Below are 18,664 nucleotides of genomic sequence, written 5' to 3'. Positions count from 1 at the left end.
GTGAGTCTGGTTCGTATCAATAATGGCTCGCTTGCCTATGGTTATACCCCTCTGCTGCAGCAGGCAGATTTCAGTATTGAAGCTGGCGAGCGGGTCTGTATTGTCGGCCGTAATGGCGCCGGCAAGTCCAGCCTATTGAAGGTCTTGGCAGGAGAAGTCCTGCTCGATGATGGTGAGTTCAATATCGCCACCGATGTGAAAGTCAGTCGCCTGCAACAGGACCCTCCCAAAGCGGAACAGGGCACTGTCTATTCTTATATTGCCGCCGGTTTGGCCGATGTGGGCCAACTGCTCGAAGAATACCATCAACTGTCGCAGTCTATGGCCAAGGCCCAGGGTGAAGCGCTCGAGAAAATGCTGAAAAACCTCGAGCGGTTGCAATCCAAGTTGGATCACTTCGATGGTTGGCAGCTCGACAACCGTATTCAGCAAAACTGTCGGCTGCTGGGGTTGGACCCGGATAAACCTCTGTCTGAACTCTCCGGCGGCTGGCAACGTAAAGTTGCCCTGGCCAGAGCCTTGGTGAGTGAGCCGGATTTGTTACTGCTCGATGAGCCAACCAACCACCTGGATATCGACACCATAGAATGGTTGGAACAGTTTCTGTTGGGATATAAGGGCGCCATCGCCTTTATCAGTCACGACCGTGGCTTTATTCAGAAGATAGCTACCCGCATAGTCGATCTGGACCGCGGAGTGGTTACCTCCTGGCCAGGTGATTACCAGAGTTATCTCGATGGTAAGCAGGAGTGGCTCAGGGTTGAGGCCGAGCAAAATGCGCACTTTGACAAGAAACTCGCCGAGGAAGAGGTGTGGATCCGTCAGGGGATTAAGGCTCGCCGTACCCGTAATGAAGGCCGGGTCAGGGCTCTCAAGGCCTTGAGAATGGAGCGCCGGGCCCGCCTGGAGCGCCAGGGCAATGCCAGAATGCAGGTGTCTGAAGCCGATCGCAGCGGCAAGTTGGTGTTTGAGGTGCAGGATCTCAATTACAACCTAGCAGATAAGGACTTGGTGCGGGACTTTTCCACCAATGTGATGCGTGGCGATCGCATCGCGCTGATTGGCCCCAACGGTTGCGGTAAATCCACGCTTATCAAGTTGTTGATCGGTCAGTTGGCGCCGCAAAGTGGTGAAATCAAGACAGGCACCAAGCTGGAAGTCGCCTACTTTGACCAATACCGTGAAGCCTTGGATCCGGAAAAGACGGTGGAAGAAAATGTCGGTGAGGGTAAGAGCACTGTTACTGTCAACGGTAAAGACAGGCATATCCTCAGTTATCTGCAGGACTTTTTGTTTTCGCCTATGCGTGCACGCACACCGGTCAAGGCGCTCAGTGGTGGAGAGAAGAACCGTTTGCTGCTGGCCAGGTTGTTGCTTAGGCCGGCCAACCTTATCATTCTCGATGAACCGACAAATGATCTTGATATAGAGACACTGGAATTGCTAGAGTCTCTGCTCACTGAATATGAAGGCACTTTGCTGCTTGTCAGTCATGACCGGGCCTTTATTGATAATACAGTCACCAGTTCCTGGTGGTTCAGCGGCAATGGTCGTTGGAGTGAATATGTCGGCGGCTATCAGGATGCGGTTGCCCAAGGGGCACATTTCTATCGCGATGCTGAGGAACCTGAGGCGGTTAAGCCTGTCAAACAGGAGGTTGCGCCGCAAAAAACTGCAGAACCCAAGACAGCCAAAAAGCTTTCCTATAAGCTTCAGCGTGAGTTGGATGCTTTACCTGCCTTGATGGAAACACTGGAGCAGGAGCTGGAACAGCTGCAGGAGCGCGTCAATCAGCCGGACTTTTATTCGCAGGATCAAGCGATTGTGAGCAGCGAATTGCAACAGTTGGCAGAGAAAGAACAGCAACTGGAGGCTTACTTCGAGCGTTGGGAAGAACTCGAGTCAATGAAGTGAGCACAAAATTATAATGGGAATCAAATTAATGAAGTTGAATAGTGCGCTGTCATTGGTGGCCATGGGGGTTATCAGTGTATTACAGGTATCGCAGGCGGCTCCTGTCTATGAAGTCGTTAACCTAGATGAATATGACCTCAAAGGTAATCTGGCCGATACTCGCACCGGTTATGGTATGGGCGTTAATGCCAATAATGAAGCCATAGCTGTGGCCAAGGGCAAGAAAAAGCTCAGCACCTCGGATGTGGATAATGATGACGGCATTATCGACATTGAAGATGGTATCGCTCCCGAGGAAAAGATCACTTATTCCATTAATAAACCCATCATTGCCAATAATTTCACCTTCAACTCCCAGGAAAACGATCCTGTGAGTCCGTGGACGCCTAATTTTGAGAGTATCAACGGTAGCACACCGCCTGCGGATACCGACCCTGCCGATCCTACAAGCGTCAACTCGGTTGATAGTTTCCTCTATGACATCAATGATGCCGGTATTCGAGTCGGCGCCATGACGGGTAAAGAGAAGAAGGTTGACTATACCGGGGAAACCGAAGGGCAGGACTACTGGTATTACCGTGACTTTGAACAGCGCGGTTTTGTTAAAGATGGCAGTACTGAAGTGCCGCTGCTGCCGCCTTATACCACTTATATCAAAGACGACAAGACAGCGGAACTCGGTGGTTGGTCTATGGCTTCTGCGATCAACAGTAAAAACCAGATTGCCGGTTATGCCAGCACTGCCATCAGTAAATATGGGGCAGAGCGAGTTGCTGCCTGTCTGGGTAGTGATAACACGCTGCCGCTGGATGTGTGTTTGCAGCGGGAAAAATATCCAAATGCCAACAACACCCGCAATATCCAGTACCAGATGCGTGCCTATGTCTGGCAATACGAAAATGGCGCGGTTACCGGGACTGAGCTGCCACTTGGTCTGACTCCCGGTGATTCAGAGTATACCTTTACTGCTCAGGGATTGGGGCTGAACAACGCTGGAGTTGTCGCCGGACGCTCTCATGTTTACCGTAATGGTGATACAGATAACCTGAGAATGGATGCGGCCTATTGGAGTCAAGATGCCAATGGTGAATACAAGTACCACTGGATCCCGGTTGTTGATGACGATGTGCGCAATTCCATTGCCTATGATATCAATGACGCTGGGCTCTTGGTCGGTAGCTACAACAAGTATATCCAAGGTTATATCCGCGATAAGTTCTTCATCTACGATACCAATAACCCTGAGACCAAGCCGGTTACGCCCAACGATTTCTACAACACTATGTCTGATCTCTCCAGCAAGCCTAGAGATATCAACAACAAGGGACAGGTAGTAGGTTATATTGAGTCAACCCATGACAAAGATAAACCAAGGCCGAAAGTAGGCTTCCTGTTTGATAAAGAGTCCGGTGAGTTCAGTAATCTCAATAAGCTGTTGACCTGTGAATCCAAAGGCTATGAGAAAGATGCCGAAGGTAACTGGAAACGTCATGAAGTGAGTGTTGAGGACGGTTCAGGCAAAACTTTGACCTACAATACTGACATAGTCGTGGTGGAAGCCAACAGTATCAATGAGGACGGTACCATAGTAGGTACCGCCTTTATCCGTAAGCCTTCTTACCAGTTCGATGATAAAGGTAATTTGGTAGTAGGTGACAATGGCAAGCCGCTGTTTGAGCTTAATGGTAACGGTCAGCCAGTGACTTCTTATCTACCGCGTATGGTGGTACTTAAGCCTAATAGCAATGGTGAAGCCTGTACTCAGGTGGACGACGATGATATCAATAAGCCATTTGAGCGTTCTGGTGCCGCCAGTTTTGGTTGGTTAGCATTGCTGCCGCTGATCTGGTGGCGTAGACGTAAAATTTAAGATTAATAGCGGAACTCCGGGGAATGCCGCTCTGACTTTCACAAAGAAGTATTCGGTATCCCGTTAGCTTTAGCCCATTGCTTCAGCAGTTTGATTTTGTTGTTCATCCCTTCCATTCGGCAGGTGTGCAACGGATGAACTGCTGAAGCAACTATGCCATGCAGAGAGTTTTTAAGACACTGGTCAAATTAACTTGACCACCATAGGCGACTAAACAATAACTTTCCAACCGTTTTTATTTCCAGTCCACACGATAATCTGCGATGAACTATTTATTAACTCAGGGTGCTTGGTTAAATACTCTGGGTTAATATAAACTCCTTAATATACTGTTTCTTTTTAACTTATTGACTCTAAAGGTAAAACTAGCCTGATATAGCAGTGTTTGTCATTATCGACACTTAGGGTCATCTCCCCACGTAACTTTAATCTAACGTAATCTTGTAAGCTGATAAGGGAATCTGTTGCACTGTGCTCTTTCGCTGCAGACTCAGGATCGGTTTCCCTTCTGTTGGTTAGCGTCGTCTCGAAATGATGTTCGTCCATTTTGGTGGCGTTGAGTGTGATGCATGAACCTTGAGGAGTATCATGTAATATTTGTCTCAGCAAAGGGTAGAAGAGCAATAATAATTGCCATGGCTTGGCACCAGGCAGAAGTTTTTGCTCAATAATTGCTCTAATTTCAACATTGGTTTCAGTAAATGCAGGTGCTAACAGAGCTTGCATATGGAAGAAAAACTCGTCGAAGTAGAGCGCTTTGACTTCTGTTTGAGGATGGTTAACCAAGGCCAAAAGATGTCGTAATCTGGCTGATTCAGTCAAGATAAGCTCTTTGGACTCTTTTTGTATTTCGCCGATGTCAGGCTCGAACAGTTGGGATCCCAAGTGATCAAAAGTGCTAGACAGCTCACAGATGAGCTGACCAAATAAATTGGGGAGTTGCAACTCCTGTTCCTGCATCAATGTTGTGCTGAGGCTGAGTAACTGGGACTTGCTTTGAGCTTGTTGCAACAGGGTTTCCAATTGCTCAAGCTGTTGCTGCTGTTGTTGGATGGTACGTTTGTTACGTTTATTGAGATCAACCTGCAATTCCAGGGCCTGTTCCAGTTGTTGCTCTTGTCGCTTGTGGCTGGAAAGGTCAAATGCTATGGCGCCTATGCCGCAAATCTCTGCAAATTCATCTCGAATTGGGAAGCGGGTTACTTGAAATGTCACATCTCCCAGAGGGGTTGCTATGGGTTCTTCAGAGCAGAACGGACTGTGATTGTTTATCACTCTTTTATCATTGGCCTGGTATATTTGCGCCAAGCCAAGCGGAAATACCTGATTATCATTGGCGCCGATAAATTGATCGCGTTCATGGGCGGTTATTTCGCAGTACTTATCATTAACTAGTGTGTATTTCCCAGTCAAATCTTTGATATATATTATATTTTGTGAGTGATTCATTAAGGCGTTTAGCTGCTCAGTACGTATTTTTAGGATTTGTTGGGCTTTATATTGCACTTCCAGCTGTTGCTCCAATGCCAGGTTACTGGCGTCCAGGCTAGCCATAGTTGTTTCCAACTGCCGGGTACGGGAGATAAAGCTGTCGGCTAATATCCCCAGTTCATCTTCTCTATCTCTGGCATCCAACTCCAAACGGGCAGGGTTGTTTTCTCTTAGCGCTTCGGCCATACGGCTAATAGGTTTAATAAATAACCTATGCTGAACCAGAAACAGCAGTAATAGTGCCAACAGTTGAATTGCAACAAGATAGATACCCACTTTACCGGCTATTAAGGTTGCATCTTCCTTGAGCGAGGACAGTGGCGTAACTATCACTATTTTCCAATAGGTCTTTGGCATCAAAAATACCGAAACCAGTGCGGGTTCCTTGAGCAAAGGGTCTTGATTAAGTTCTTGAGTTAATAAAAGTTTGGCATTTGCGGGCCATTCTCTGGCTGAGTTATTGATTATCGTGTTGAGTAATGCAGCATCTGTTTCATCACGTTTCCCCAACAAGGATTTCAATTGTTGATTGCTAAAGGCTTTGTGTTGGTTTGCCTGTTGGATAAGTACTTGATCTGCATTGCGAAGCGCTTCACCAACAAATTGGAACTCTGGGAAAAGGCGTTCCAAACGGTGAAAACCATCTAAACTCAGTGGCTTTTCTTGAGTGTTGTCTTGAAACTCATCTTCCCAGGGTGACGCGAGTAAATGGTTGCGATAATCAAGGGCAAACACATAACCACTCAGATCTTTCAGGGCGCCTCTAAAGAAGCGGTTAAGGCCACCCAGGCTAATGTCTACAGTGGCGGCACCGATAAATTCGTGATCTTGCCAAATAGGAACAGACGCCGTGACCATGGCTTCTGCAGTGTAAGGGTCACGATAGGCACTCGACCAGAAGGTTCTGTCTGCCGGGAAAAAGCGTGTCGGTTTATACCAATCTTCGTTATGGTAACCTTGTTGGGGTTGTTCATTATAACTGTTGAGTTGCTGCAATTCGCCATAGCCGTTTCGATACCAGAAGAGGCTGTCAAGAATTTTTCCCGGTTCAAAAGCTCTTGGTTCGGGCCAAATACCGCCGCCGGTAATCATTTCCTTTTGGGTATCTAATTCCAACACGGATTTGATACTGGCCTGAAGTGCAAATTCGTTGCCACGATACAGAGCCCCTAGGTTCGCCATAGTACTGACCAGGCTTTCTATTTGAGAGGTAACTTCCTGCAGTCTTGCGGTAACGACTTGCCCATAACTTTGGTTCAATGCTCTTTGTTGGCTAAGCAACTGGTTACGTTGGATGCTGAGCAGTACAAGTACAGTACTGATAACGATAAGAGCGCTGATAATTAACTGGCTGAGGGCAAATTTAACCGGCAGGCGTTTCAACCAGCCGGGAAGCCAAGGTAATGGGTTGGATTGTTGCTTCGCCTGGTTCCCTTGCATATATCCTCAGTAATAAGCTTTTAAAGCAGTTACTTAATATTATTCCTGATGGAAGTTTAGCCTTCCCGGAAACTTGTCCCCAGTTAAATTATATCGCTTAGTGTCTGAGGGTTATAACAAGACTATGGGCGTGTAATCAGACGACTGACGTGTTGCCGACACGAACTGCGAAAGGTGTATATATTCTTCATTTTCGTGACTGAATAAGTCCTGATATGGAAAGGTATAATATAACCTATTGAGAAAACCCGCCATTTTTCTATGTCTCATCAGAGCTCTGTTACTTTGATGCGAAAAAGGGTCGCAGGCTTGGTTGTCTCCAAATGGCTATCAAGGTATCTGTGTCTTTGTTGGTGACGTTGCAATCATTGGTACAGACGTGGCCACTAGCAGGGTTGCTATTCAGCAACACTGAGTCCTGCTATTTACGACAATACAACAGATGTTGCGCTCAAACTTACCACAGTTAACTTCAGCCATTTTAATTGTTTTCCTCACAAGACGCATATTGGTAAATGTGGACTATCTCTATGAATTTATAGTTTTTTTATAAAAACTTCGACTTGTTAAAAATTGCTGTGCAGATCACGAAGTTGTAATTATGGGTTAAATTCCGCTTGCCAGCCTCAGGCATAGTGTTTATTGTGTTAACAAAAGTTTGTCACGTAAACAAATGTTTGTGCAGGAGCGCGCCAATGACAGAACGTGAACTCGAAATTCTGGCCCTGATTAAAGCTGACCCATTGATCCCACAGCAAAAACTAGCTGATCAATTGGGTATCACCCGCTCTGCCGTTGCCGGTCATATTATGAATCTGACCCATAAAGGCGTGATCCGCGGTAAGGGTTATATCCTGGCAGAGAACCCCTATGCGGTGGTGATAGGCGGCGCCAATATGGATATTCTTGGCCGACCGGCTTCCAAGCTAAGGGTAGGGGATTCCAATCCCGGCAGCGTCAGTTGCTCACCCGGTGGTGTTGGGCGCAACATTGCCGAAAACCTGGCGCGCCTGGGTTCAGATACCCGGTTGGTGACGGCGATAGGAAAAGATGCTTATGGTGAAATGATCACCGCTCAGTGTCGTCAGGCCGGAGTCGATATGGGTAACAGCTTGCAGTTCGAAGATGCGGTGACTTCCACCTATCTTTCGGTACTGGATGGCGACGCTGATATGCATGTAGCCATTAACGACATGGCCATTTTGGAAAGATTGGGCCCTGAAGTGCTCAAGGGGCTTGAAGATATGCTGCGCCGCGCCGAACTTCTGGTGTTGGACACCAACCTTTCCGAAGCCGCCTTATCTTATCTTTTGAGCAACTTCCCTCAAGTTCCGGTATTTATTGACACGGTTTCCTGTGTCAAGGCGATGAAAATCAAGCCTTACCTCAACGCCATCCACACCCTCAAACCCAACCTCAAAGAAGCCGAGCATCTCTCCGGCATCGAAATGCGCAGCAAAGAAGACTTAAACGCTATCGCTAACTGGTTCCATGAACAGGGCGTCAAGCGGATCTTCCTCAGTATGGGCAGTGAAGGGGTATTTGTCAGTGATGGTGGCGAGTCGCAGATGGTACCCACCAAGCAGGTGGAAATGGTCAACGCCAATGGCGCCGGAGATGCCTTCCTGGCCGGATTGGCTCACGGTTGGCTTAAGCAGTGGCCATTGCTGGAAACCACAGAATTTGCGATGGCAGCGGCCCGGTTGGCGCTGTCTCATATCGCAACTATCAACCCTAATATGTCTGAAATCTCTGTAAACCGTATTATCAAGGAGTCGTTATGCTGAAGCAGTATCTGGATATTCATCCTGAAGTTCAAGCCGCCCTGGAACAAGGCAAGCCGGTGGTCGCGCTGGAATCGACCATTATTTCCCATGGTATGCCGTATCCGCAGAACGTTGAGACAGCGCTCAAAGTGGAGCAGATCATCCGTGATAACGGCGCTGTACCCGCAACCATCGCCATTCTCAAGGGCCGCCTCAAAGTAGGCATGAGCCAGGAAGAGATTAATTATCTGGGCAAGGCCGGTGAGGCCGTTATCAAAACCAGTCGCCGTGACATTCCCTTTATTGTCGCCAAAGGTGCAGACGGTGCCACCACAGTAGCTTCTACCATGATCCTGGCGGCAATGGCCGGTATTAAGGTGTTTGCTACCGGTGGTATCGGCGGTGTACACCGCGGCGCTCAGCAAACTTTCGATATCTCTGCCGATTTGCAGGAACTGGCCAACACAGATGTGGCCGTGGTTTGCGCCGGTGCCAAGTCTATTTTGGATCTGGGCCTGACCCGTGAATATCTGGAAACGCAAGGCGTGCCTGTCGTTGGTTTCCAAACCGATAAACTGCCGGCTTTCTACACTCGCGAGAGTGACTTCAGTGTCGACTATCGCTTGGAACAACCGGTAGAAGTGGCTGCCGCCATGAAAGCCAAGTGGGACATGGGGCTCAAGGGGGGGATGGTGATTGCCAACCCAATTCCTCACGAGCATGCGTTGGATAAAGCACTGATCGATGGCGCAATCGCCCGCGCAGTAGCTGAAATGGATGAAAAAGGCATAGGCGGCAAGGCTTCAACGCCGTTCCTGTTGGCCAAAGTGGCCGAAATTACCGAAGGTCACAGCCTGACTGCCAACATTGAACTGGTATACAACAATGCCAAGTTGGCGGCTGAGATTGCCCGCGAGTACGTGGCCCGCTAATAAGCTGTCTTTGAACCATTAAGCTATTTCAAGAAACCCGGCGATTGTCGGGTTTCTTTTGGGATGACGTATCGCCTCTGAGCCAAAGCATGCCCAGGCTCAAATCGGGTAAATAGTGTCTTAAAAAAGGGATTAATCCCGTCAAAGCCACTCAAGCCCCTTGCAGAGCAGGGGGCGAACTCCTATGATCCAGCGGTTTTCCATCCCGAGGCCCAAATATGCTTAACTCCCCGCTTAGCGAACATGCCAGTGAGCTGGTCATTGCGATTCTCCATCAGGTACTGACCCAAGGTGCGCCGTTGGACCGCGCCTACTCAAAGCAGTTTGCACCTGAGCGCCTCAAGCCTTGGGAGCAAGCCAGAATCGCTCTGGTCACCGGTGATATTTTGCGCCGTTTAAGTTATTACAGCTTTCTGGCCGATGTTTCAGCGGAGCAAATTGAGCGTGAAGGCACCCGGCTCATCAACGCCTGGCATATGGCCAATGGCCTTGAGCTGCCGAAAATGCGTTACGCGCTGCAGATGGACAGTGAACTGCTTGAGCAGCGGATGGCTGAGGCCCAGGCTATGCCCGCGCTGCTCGATGGTTGCCCGCAGTGGCTCGAAGCGCTTGGGAGTGAACAGCTGGGAGACAACTGGCCGGCTGAGCGCCACGCCTTGACTCAGGCCCCCAAACGTTATCTGCGCACCAATTTACTTAAGTGCAGCCGGGAAGAACTCAAGGCTCGTCTTGCCAAGGAAGGGGTGGAGACTTGTGAAGTCCCCGAGGTTGGCAGCGCTCTTGAAGTGATTTCTGATTCAGCGCTGTTTCGCACCGAATGCTTCAAGTCGGGCTGGTTCGAGCAGCAGGATGCCGGCTCGCAACATGTCGCCGAAGCTCTAGGGGTTGAACCCGGGATGCGGGTCATTGATGCTTGCGCCGGTGCCGGCGGCAAGACGCTGCACCTGGCTGCCAAAATGCAGGGTAAGGGACGACTGCTGGCGATGGATGTCGAGCAGTGGAAGCTGGATAATCTCAAGCAGCGGGCCCGCCGCGCCGGCGCCCACAATGTGGAAACTCGGCTGATTGCATCCAGTAAGACCATCAAGCGTTTGAAACTCAGCGCCGACAGGGTACTTTTGGATGTGCCTTGCTCAGGGCTTGGGGTGCTGAAACGCAACCCGGACACCAAATGGCGTGATACCCCGGAGCGCTTGCCGGTGCTGATGGAGCTACAGGAGCATATTCTCGGCAGTTACAGCCGCATGGTGAAGGTGGGCGGGATCCTGGTTTATGCCACTTGTTCGATTATGCCGCAGGAAAACGAGCAGCAGGTGGCGCGTTTTCTGAAGCAGCAAGGCCATTTCCGCTTACTCGATGAGGAAACCATCAGCCCGGCCAAAACCGGTTTCGATGGCTTCTATCTGGCAAGAATTGAGCGGATAGCCGAGTAACAATCAAGCCTGTTTGAGTCATATTGACTTAAACAGGCGGTTTCACACCCGCCTCAAAAAGCATCTCAACAAAAACGGTGCCGCTCACTCTTACCGGTTTGCCAAGTCTTGCCACTTTATTCCCCCTGCAGGGTTAACAGCAGGCGGCGCCGACCGCCATTGTCTCTGTGCTCGCCAAGATAGATCCCTTGCCAGGTGCCCAATGCCAGTTGTCCGGCGCTGACAGGCAGCAGCAAACTGGTACCCAGCAGGCTGGATTTAATATGGGCCGGCATATCATCGGCGCCCTCATAGGTGTGGCGAAAGTAAGGGGTATCTTCGGCTACGGCGCGATTAAACCAAGCCTCAAAATCCTGCCGCACTGTGGGATCGGCGTTTTCGTTGAGCGTCAGCGAGGCCGAGGTGTGCAGCAGTTGCAGGTGCAATAGGCCGCAACTGATGTAAGGCATATCATCGAGAGCCTTGGCAATATCATCGCTTATTAAATGAAAACCACGTTGTTTGGCGCTCAAGGTCAATTGTTGCTGATGCCACATAGGCACTCCTTAAAACGGTTAACATCAAAAGAAACAACCTTCCTTAGATGTAGGCGGGCACTCGACGACGCATTGTATCTCTTTCAATGTTGTCACTCCAAGAAGCTGAGGTGTCTGCTCTAACCGCAGAGCAGAATATTAATTGCCTGGGTGATAAGGTGTTGACCTGGTTTGTTGTAACCTTAGTGACAGTAAATAAGAGTGATGAGCTGTTATTGAGCTTGAAACTGGGCAAAAAAAGGCCCAAAACTATTCCAATTGTTTTGGGCCTAGGGGAATGGCTCATGGTTGAGCCGTGCGCTAATGTTGAGATCCGACAGGATTGGCTATCTCTGAATAAATATTAGCCGATAACCGCTGAAAGATGCATTTAGACAGCGGATTAGTTAGCACTAATTGTTATAATATATAACCAAAATTAGGGTGTTCAAAATGATTGACTGGGTAAATCACTCTTTTTAATGGAATACTAACTAAAGCAGCTTAGTGTTTGGGTTCAGGACAGACAAATTTTATCTTTGACCAGCTCCCGCGGCAGGTTGTTCTTCAGCCGGTTGCCCAGATGTTTACCCAACCCCAGCACTTGCCCGCCCCAGGTCAATACCAGCTCACCACGGGCCTTTTCACTGCCATCAAGCGCGATATCCCGGCCCATCAGATAAGCCTGAGCTTCAGGCTCTGTAACTTCATAACCCTTGTCGGCGGTTACTCCCAAGGCCATTAAGGCTTCATGGCGCAGTTTCAACCCATGCTTACTGTCATCGGCGAGCTTAAGGCCGATACGCTGATAACGCATCTTGCCGATAAAGGGCTCAAAGCCGCTGGGAAACAGCCAGTACTCCTGATCCCTTATCCAGAGGCTGCCTTCGGGAAGCGTTTTGCCGAGCAACCGCTGCAGTTCGGCGGCGATGGCCTGTTGCTGTTTGGTACTGGCGGGACTGAAAGGAAACTGCTTTTGCTGTTTGGGTTCATCACTTTCGCGCGCCACTGAACTCAGCTTACGCACCTTGGCAACAAAGAAACCTTCGCTGTCATAGATTTGCGGCCAAATATGCAGGAAACCCTCGGCAGTGCAGGCTTTTTCCGCTCCGGCAAACAGTGATTCAAGTGACTCAAAGGCCACGGCAGCGCCATATTTCTGCTTGAGGTGTTGCAGTACGGCCTGGTTTTCCTGGCTGTTGAGGGTACAGGTGGAGTACACCATTACCCCGCCAGGCTTAAGCGCCAGAAAGGCGGAATCTATCAGATCCCTCTGGGTGGCGGCAATGTCGGCTATCTCCTGTGGATCCCAGTGTTTGAGGGCATCCGGATCCTTGCGTACCGTGCCTTCACCGCTACAGGGGGCATCGAGCAACACCGCATCCATGGATTCATACTGGTATTGGCCGAACACCCTGGCATCGAAGTGGGTCAGGGCCGTATTGCTGACCCCCATTCTCTGCAGATTGGCATGCAGCACTTTGACGCGGCTGGAGGAGTATTCGTTGGCGATCAGCACGCCTCCATTGGCCATCATGGCCGCCATTTGTGTGGTCTTGGATCCCGGCGCCGATGCCATATCCAGCACCCGCTCCATTCCCGGCTCCAGCAGCGCCATGGGCGGCAGCATGGAGCTGGCCTCCTGAATGTAAAACAGCCCTTGCTGATGTTCGATACAATTTCCGGGTTGGCTATCGCCCGCCTGATACCAAAATCCCTCAGGGCACCAGGGAATGGTTTCGAACTGCCAGCCTTTGGCCCGCATTCTCGAGAGGAATTCATCGACGCTGATTTTGAGGGTGTTGACCCGCAAGGCGGCTCTCAGTGGTAAGCTGCAAAAGTGAATAAAATCCTCGAGCTTGAGATGTTCTGGCAGATCCTTGGCGATACTGTTGATAAAATTCTGATTTAATTGAACCATAAACAAAAAGGGTGACCCCGGGATGGCGGCAGTATAGCACACTCGGGCGCGGCGACTGTGGGGTGTTTTAGGTGTTGAACCGGGTTTGGAGTCTGTTCTTTATTATCGCGCTGGGAGCGATTTTGCTGCGTTTGATGAGCGGCGATGCGACCGTTCTCAATGAGTCTGTCACGGCGATGTTTGACAGCGCCAAATTGGCCGCCGAAATAGCCCTGGGATTGATCGGGGTGTTGACCCTGTGGATGGGGCTGATGCGTCTCGGCGAAAAAGCCGGAGTGGTTGCCGCCATCGCCTGGGTATTTGAGCCGCTGCTCAGCAAGTTGATGCCGGAAGTGCCAAGAGGCCATCCCGCCTATGGCAGCGTCACCATGAACCTGACCGCCAATATGCTGGGGTTGGACAATGCCGCCACACCATTGGGACTTAAGGCGATGGCGGATCTGCAAAGCCTGAACCCCGACAAGAAGACCGCCACCAATGCCCAGATCCTGTTTTTGGTGCTCAACACCTCTTCCGTGACTTTGGTACCCGTGACGGTTTTTCTGTATCGGGCGCAGCAAGGGGCGGCTGATCCTGCCGACATTTTCCTGCCTATTTTACTCTCTACCCTGGGCTCGACCCTGGCAGGTTTGAGTGTGGTGGCGCTGGTACAAAGGATACGCTTGCTGGATTGGGTGGTACTGGGTTATGGCGCAATACTGCTCGGCGGTCTCAGCGCCGGTGTAATGTACCTGTTGACCCTGGGAGCCGAGCGGATCGGCGAAGTCTCCGCCATGCTGGGGAACGGTTTGCTGCTGGGGATCATCTTTGCCTTTGTGCTGGTGGCGCTGCTTAGGCGGGTGGCGGTTTACGATGAGTTTATCGAAGGCGCCAAGTCGGGGTTTGAACAGTCGGTGCGGCTGATTCCTTATCTGCTGGCCATGTTGTTGGCGATAGCCTTACTGCGCGCCTCCGGCGCGCTGGATTATCTACTCGGGGTTATAGCCGCTTTGGTGAGCCATATGGGGATGGATGGCCGCTTTATCGATGCCTTGCCAACCGCCCTGATGAAGCCTTTGAGCGGCTCCGGCGCCAGAGCCATGATGCTGGAAACCATGGCCCATTACGGCGTTGATTCTTTTGCCGGCAGGCTGGCGGCCATTTTCCAGGGCAGTACTGAAACCACTTTTTACGTGCTGGCGGTGTATTTTGGTGCCGTCGGTATCCGTAATGGCCGCCACGCACTGGCTTGTGGCTTGTTTGCTGATCTGGCGGGTATCTGCACTGCTATCGTCGTGTGTTATTGGTTTTATGGCTGAGGCGATACATAGGTAGGATTACAGAGTTAAAAAACGGGGCTCAGATGAGCCCCGTTTGGGTTTTATGGCTGGCTGAGTCTTGGGCGCCAGTTGAGCCAGTCGCGCTCGGGTTTGTCATGAAGTGGCATCAGGCTCTGGTTTTCAAGCGGTTTGCTGCTTTGATTGTCGAGCTCAGTGACCACTCCTATGCCGCCGGCGAGTATGGTTTCCAATGAGCCGGTTTCGATTTGGGCTCCGGAAAACAGCCCCAAATCGACCCGAATACCGGACAAGTCGTAGAACCTGCTGCTCTGGTTGATAAGATGCCGATAAGGCGCGGCAATTTGGGTCTGGATCCAGACTTCATCGCCATTGGGTGCCAGCCGGTAACTGGTTACATCGCCAATTTGAATGCCGCGAAAGAAGATCCCTGTGCCTACGTTGACCGAGCCCAGGCTGGCCTTGCTCAGCACCAGTTGCAGCGAATCGGCCTCTGGGGCAACCGCCGTGTGTATTTGGCCATTGAACTGTTGGCTTACTTTGGTGGCTTGGCCCGGCAGGGCACTGATATAGGCGCCGGTCAGCAGGGTTTCCGGTGCCTTTATGCCCTTAAGGGATATTTCGGCATTGACCAGGCTGAAGCGACTGTCGCTTTTGAGAAACGGCTCGGCATAGCGGCCATAGAGAAAGGCACTGAGTTGCTGGCTGTTGAGATCGTCACTCAAGGTTACCCGGGTGACTTCACCTATCTGATGCCCCTGATAGCGGATAGCGGCACCTGGTTTGATAGTGGCACTGGCCGGGAAACTCAGCCCAATGGCAACGGCCTGATTGCGCGCCAGTGACTCGGAAGCATAAAGCTGCTTATTGTTGGGCTCGCCTTGCTCCAAAAAGCCCAAACTGATACTGCCCTTGATGGCACCGGCCAGCGGCGCGACATCCAGCTTGACTCCCGAAAGCCCGGCATCGATTGACACCGCCTGGTTGCGCCAAAACACGGCATTGGGTTTGAGCAGGGGCGCAAAGGTATGGTCTATGGCGAGCGCAATGGCAAATCTGTCATCCTGGCTCTGCCAGCTGACCTGTTTCACTTGTCCTATTTGCATCTTCTTGTAGTAGACAGGTGCGCCCGGGCTCAAGTCGGCGCCATCATCGCTGTAGAGCTGCCATTTGAGCTGCTCCATGCCTTGGTAATAGTGGCCAGCCTCGGCACTCGAGGCAAACAGCGGCAGCGGCTTGGAAAGATCGGCGCCCTTGCGGCTTTGGCCGCGTCTTAAGCTGACACTGCCCTTGGTGAGGGTCGCAAAATCGCCACTCTTGAGGCTGACGCCGTCCAGTGAGGCGTTGAAGTCCAGCGCGGCTTCGGCGATGAAGTCACTGCCTTGAGTCAGCAGCGGGGCAAACTCGGGCAACACCTCGGCCTGGTACTCTACCGAGTTAAAGTCCCGGCTCAGGGCAACTGAAGTGACCTTGCCTATGGCGATCTTCTTGTACCTCAGCTCGGCATCTGGGCTGATGCCGGGGTTTTCATCGGCCCTAAGCGTTATCTTTAGCGCCTTGGCCTTGCTGAGATCCGGCGCCTGCTCGGCCAAGGCGTAACGGGTTTGGGCCTCGCCCGTACCCGGGAGAAAGGCGATGGCATCGCCGCTCAGCAATCGGCCCGGGTGTTTTATGCCGGACAGTGACAGCTCGGCGCCTTCACGCCAAAACTGCGCCGTGCCGGTCAAAAGACTCGAGTAGGGGGCGTCCAGGCGGGCATGCAGCGCTACGCCGTCATTGGCCAGCGCTATCTCTTCGATTTCCCCTATGGGCAAACCGCGATAGAGAATAGGGCTGCCCTTGTCGAGGCCATCGGCGTTTTTTGCCGACAGAATAAAGCTGGCGCCGCCACTGGCTTCTGTTTCATTGTCATACAGGGTGAAACTATCGCCGTTCTTTGCATGCTTTGAGCTTTCGGGGGAATCAAAGTTGATGCCGCCGGCGAGTATCGCCGCCAGACTCTCGGCGCTGACTTTGACGCCGGAAAGCGAGGCGTTGATCTCTATGCCGGAGACATTCCAGAAGCGGGAGTCTTTCTTGACCAGATAGGCATATTGCTCCTGAATAAAAGCGCTTAGCAGCAGCTTGTCACTGTTGTCGAGTCGATAGCTGACCACACTGCCGACCGGCACCTGGCGGTAGAATACCGGAGAGCCCACATCCAGTGAGCCGAGGCGATCGGCGCTCAGTTCAATCACTAAGCCATCATTACTGGGCAGAACGGCCGGGGCAGAGCGCTCGGCTTCGTAGCGGTAACGTGAATCGCCATCCCCGGGTTGAATACCTATATAGTTCCCCGAGAACAAGGCATCTAAACCTTCGACACCTGTGATGGATGCCTTGGGGGTCACCAGCCAGAACTTGGTTTCATCCCTGAGGAAAGGCTCGGCGCGGTAGTCCATCAGGACATCGACGTTCACGCCCTGCAGCTCTTCATCGATGGAGATATCCACCACCTTGCCGACGGTCAATCCCTGATAGCGCACCAGTGTCTTGCCCACATCCATACCGCTGGCGCTGGGGAAGTGGATCCGCACCTCAATGCCGGATTCCTTGATGCTCTTCAGCCCCAGCCAAGCGCCCAAGGCCAACGCCACTATAGGTAACAGCCAGATGGGGGAAAAAAGCTTCTTTTTGACTATTTTAGGCTTTTCGATTTGCGTCATCTTCTGTGTCCAGTTGATCCCAAAGTAAACGTGTGTCCAACACCTTGGCCGCAAGTTGGGTAAAGAGGATGACCAAGGCAAACGCGGTTGCCGCCGGCGCCGGTTTGGCGTCCAGCAATTGCCCCATATTAACCAGGGCAACGGTAATGGATATGACAAACAGATCCAGCATAGACCAGCGTCCAATCCATTCTATGATATGAAATCCGGCCATCAGTGGCCGTTTGGGGATGGGCAGGTTGAAACTGATCGCCGTCAGATAGAAAGCCAGGCCGATAATTTTCAGCCAGGGCACCAGAATACTGGCGGTAAAGACTATGATGGCGATGGGTAACATATCCGACTGTACCAGATGGGTGATGCCGGAAAAAATGGTGTCGTAGGTGACCTTGCCCTGTTTGGTGAGCATGGTAATGGGGTAGATGTTGGCCGGGATCAACAAGATGGCTGCGGTGATCAACAAGGCCCAGCTTTTTTGCAGACTGGTGTCATCCCTTAGCCTGAGTGGGTTTTGGCAGCGACTGCAATACTCATTCTCTATCTGATTGAGTTTTTTACAGGCGGGGCAACTGCACAGGCCCATGTCTTTGCCCTGGAGCAGCTTTCTAGCTTTCATCGAGAAAACTCCACATATGCTCCAGGTTATATTCGCGCTGCAGAAAGAGAGTCACTAAAAACAGCATGGTAAAACAAAAGGTTCCCATGCCAAAGTAAACGTCGGAGAAGTCGGACAACTGAAAGGCGGAAACCAGGAAACTGATCACATAAATTTCCAGCATGGTCATTTGTGACAGCAGGCCTTGCTTCTTGAGTAACCAAGTAAGAACACGGCGCCAGAAGTGATGCTGGGCCAAACCCGCCTTGATGATCAGCACTTGAATAAAAATCGACAGATTGAGTACCCCGGGGGCGATGACAGCCGCCACCAACACAGCAATCCCCACTATCCAATAACCTTGGTCCATCACTGCCAGGGCACCTTGGTATGCGGTTGTGGTTCTGACACTGCCGAGAAAGTGCATCTCCAGCACGGGTAGCAGCATGGCGGGCAGATAAAACAGCAGGGCACTGATACATAACGCCAGCATGCCATTGATCGAGCAGTAGGGGGCATCATAAAGCGCCGTATGGCATCTTGGACAAAGCGCTCTGACGCCGGAGGGCAGGGCGCGTTTGCTCACCACCAAATCACAGGCGCGGCAAAGCACTATGCTACAGTCCGGTTTGTTGTCGCTTGGATTATAAGCTTTCAAATGCTGGATATGTCCTGTTCTGGCCATGGTGACCCAAGCTTAGTCATCAATCCGCTAACTGCGTTGCTTGTGGGTCCATTGGAGTGAGTCGACAAAACAAACTCGCAAATACTATCAGAAAGAGCGCGTCTCTTGCATCTATAGCGC

At 51.2% G+C, this 18,664-nt stretch carries 12 protein-coding genes and 1 pseudogene; 6 read left to right on the top strand and 7 right to left on the bottom strand.

All coding sequences use genetic code 11. The features are described from left to right. Complete coding sequence (locus CX651_RS09260) at window positions 1–1,914, top strand: ABC transporter ATP-binding protein (protein WP_101055784.1); 1,914 nt, start codon at window positions 1–3, stop codon at window positions 1,912–1,914. Between the two features lie 28 nt (window positions 1,915–1,942). Beyond that, window positions 1,943–3,784, top strand: a complete 1,842-nt coding sequence (locus tag CX651_RS09255) for a DUF3466 family protein (protein ID WP_101055783.1) — start codon at window positions 1,943–1,945, stop codon at window positions 3,782–3,784. On the opposite strand, the pseudogene CX651_RS20100 reads toward CX651_RS09255, so the two are convergent. Both CX651_RS20100 and CX651_RS09250 read right to left on the bottom strand, forming a co-directional pair. Beyond that, a pseudogene (locus CX651_RS20100) lies at window positions 3,740–3,942 on the bottom strand (hypothetical protein); the annotation flags it as partial. The gene CX651_RS09255 and the pseudogene CX651_RS20100 overlap by 45 nt on opposite strands. 181 nt (window positions 3,943–4,123) lie before the next feature. After that, window positions 4,124–6,715 carry a PDC sensor domain-containing protein gene (locus tag CX651_RS09250; protein ID WP_101055782.1) on the bottom strand — a complete coding sequence of 864 codons (2,592 nt, stop codon included), beginning with the start codon at window positions 6,713–6,715 and terminating at the stop codon, window positions 4,124–4,126. Between the two features lie 695 nt (window positions 6,716–7,410). Between CX651_RS09250 and CX651_RS09245 the strand changes: the two genes are divergently transcribed. The 3 genes from CX651_RS09245 to CX651_RS09235 all read left to right on the top strand — a co-directional run bounded on the left by CX651_RS09245 (window position 7,411) and on the right by CX651_RS09235 (window position 10,846). Continuing rightward, on the top strand, window positions 7,411–8,502 hold the full coding sequence (locus tag CX651_RS09245) for a PfkB family carbohydrate kinase (RefSeq protein ID WP_101055781.1): 1,092 nt from the start codon (window positions 7,411–7,413) through the stop codon (window positions 8,500–8,502). Then, window positions 8,496–9,413 carry a pseudouridine-5'-phosphate glycosidase gene (locus CX651_RS09240; protein WP_101055780.1) on the top strand — a complete coding sequence of 306 codons (918 nt, stop codon included), beginning with the start codon at window positions 8,496–8,498 and terminating at the stop codon, window positions 9,411–9,413. Before CX651_RS09245 ends, CX651_RS09240 begins: the two co-directional genes overlap by 7 nt. A gap of 218 nt (window positions 9,414–9,631) precedes the next feature. Continuing rightward, complete coding sequence (locus tag CX651_RS09235) at window positions 9,632–10,846, top strand: RsmB/NOP family class I SAM-dependent RNA methyltransferase (RefSeq protein WP_101055779.1); 1,215 nt, start codon at window positions 9,632–9,634, stop codon at window positions 10,844–10,846. 116 nt (window positions 10,847–10,962) lie between these two features. On the opposite strand, the gene CX651_RS09230 is transcribed toward CX651_RS09235, so the two are convergent. Both CX651_RS09230 and rsmF read right to left on the bottom strand, forming a co-directional pair. Further along, window positions 10,963–11,382 carry a secondary thiamine-phosphate synthase enzyme YjbQ gene (locus CX651_RS09230; RefSeq protein ID WP_101055778.1) on the bottom strand — a complete coding sequence of 140 codons (420 nt, stop codon included), beginning with the start codon at window positions 11,380–11,382 and terminating at the stop codon, window positions 10,963–10,965. 496 nt (window positions 11,383–11,878) lie between these two features. Continuing rightward, window positions 11,879–13,282: a 16S rRNA (cytosine(1407)-C(5))-methyltransferase RsmF gene (rsmF, locus tag CX651_RS09220; RefSeq protein WP_101055776.1), complete on the bottom strand. Its 1,404-nt coding sequence runs from the start codon at window positions 13,280–13,282 to the stop codon at window positions 11,879–11,881. 71 nt (window positions 13,283–13,353) lie between these two features. On the opposite strand from rsmF, the gene CX651_RS09215 reads away from it, so the two are divergent. Then, entirely contained in the window at window positions 13,354–14,580 is a 1,227-nt protein-coding gene (locus CX651_RS09215) for a nucleoside recognition domain-containing protein (protein ID WP_101055775.1), read from the top strand. Between the two features lie 62 nt (window positions 14,581–14,642). On the opposite strand, the gene CX651_RS09210 is transcribed toward CX651_RS09215, so the two are convergent. Genes CX651_RS09210 through CX651_RS09200 form a run of 3 tightly spaced genes read right to left on the bottom strand, consistent with a single transcriptional unit; the run spans window position 14,643 to window position 18,517 of the window. Beyond that, entirely contained in the window at window positions 14,643–17,264 is a 2,622-nt protein-coding gene (locus tag CX651_RS09210; protein WP_101055774.1) for a PqiB family protein, read from the bottom strand. Then, complete coding sequence (locus CX651_RS09205; protein ID WP_101055773.1) at window positions 17,242–17,880, bottom strand: paraquat-inducible protein A; 639 nt, start codon at window positions 17,878–17,880, stop codon at window positions 17,242–17,244. Before CX651_RS09205 ends, CX651_RS09210 begins: the two co-directional genes overlap by 23 nt. Beyond that, window positions 17,870–18,517, bottom strand: a complete 648-nt coding sequence (locus CX651_RS09200) for a paraquat-inducible protein A (RefSeq protein ID WP_229839746.1) — start codon at window positions 18,515–18,517, stop codon at window positions 17,870–17,872. The genes CX651_RS09205 and CX651_RS09200 overlap by 11 nt, the downstream gene beginning before the upstream one ends. Between the last annotated feature and the right edge of the window lie 147 nt (window positions 18,518–18,664).

Origin of the sequence: Shewanella chilikensis, from assembly GCF_002836945.1 — a bacterium.
Lineage (GTDB): Bacteria > Pseudomonadota > Gammaproteobacteria > Enterobacterales > Shewanellaceae > Shewanella > Shewanella chilikensis.
This window is presented reverse-complemented; position numbering and strand designations above follow the sequence as displayed.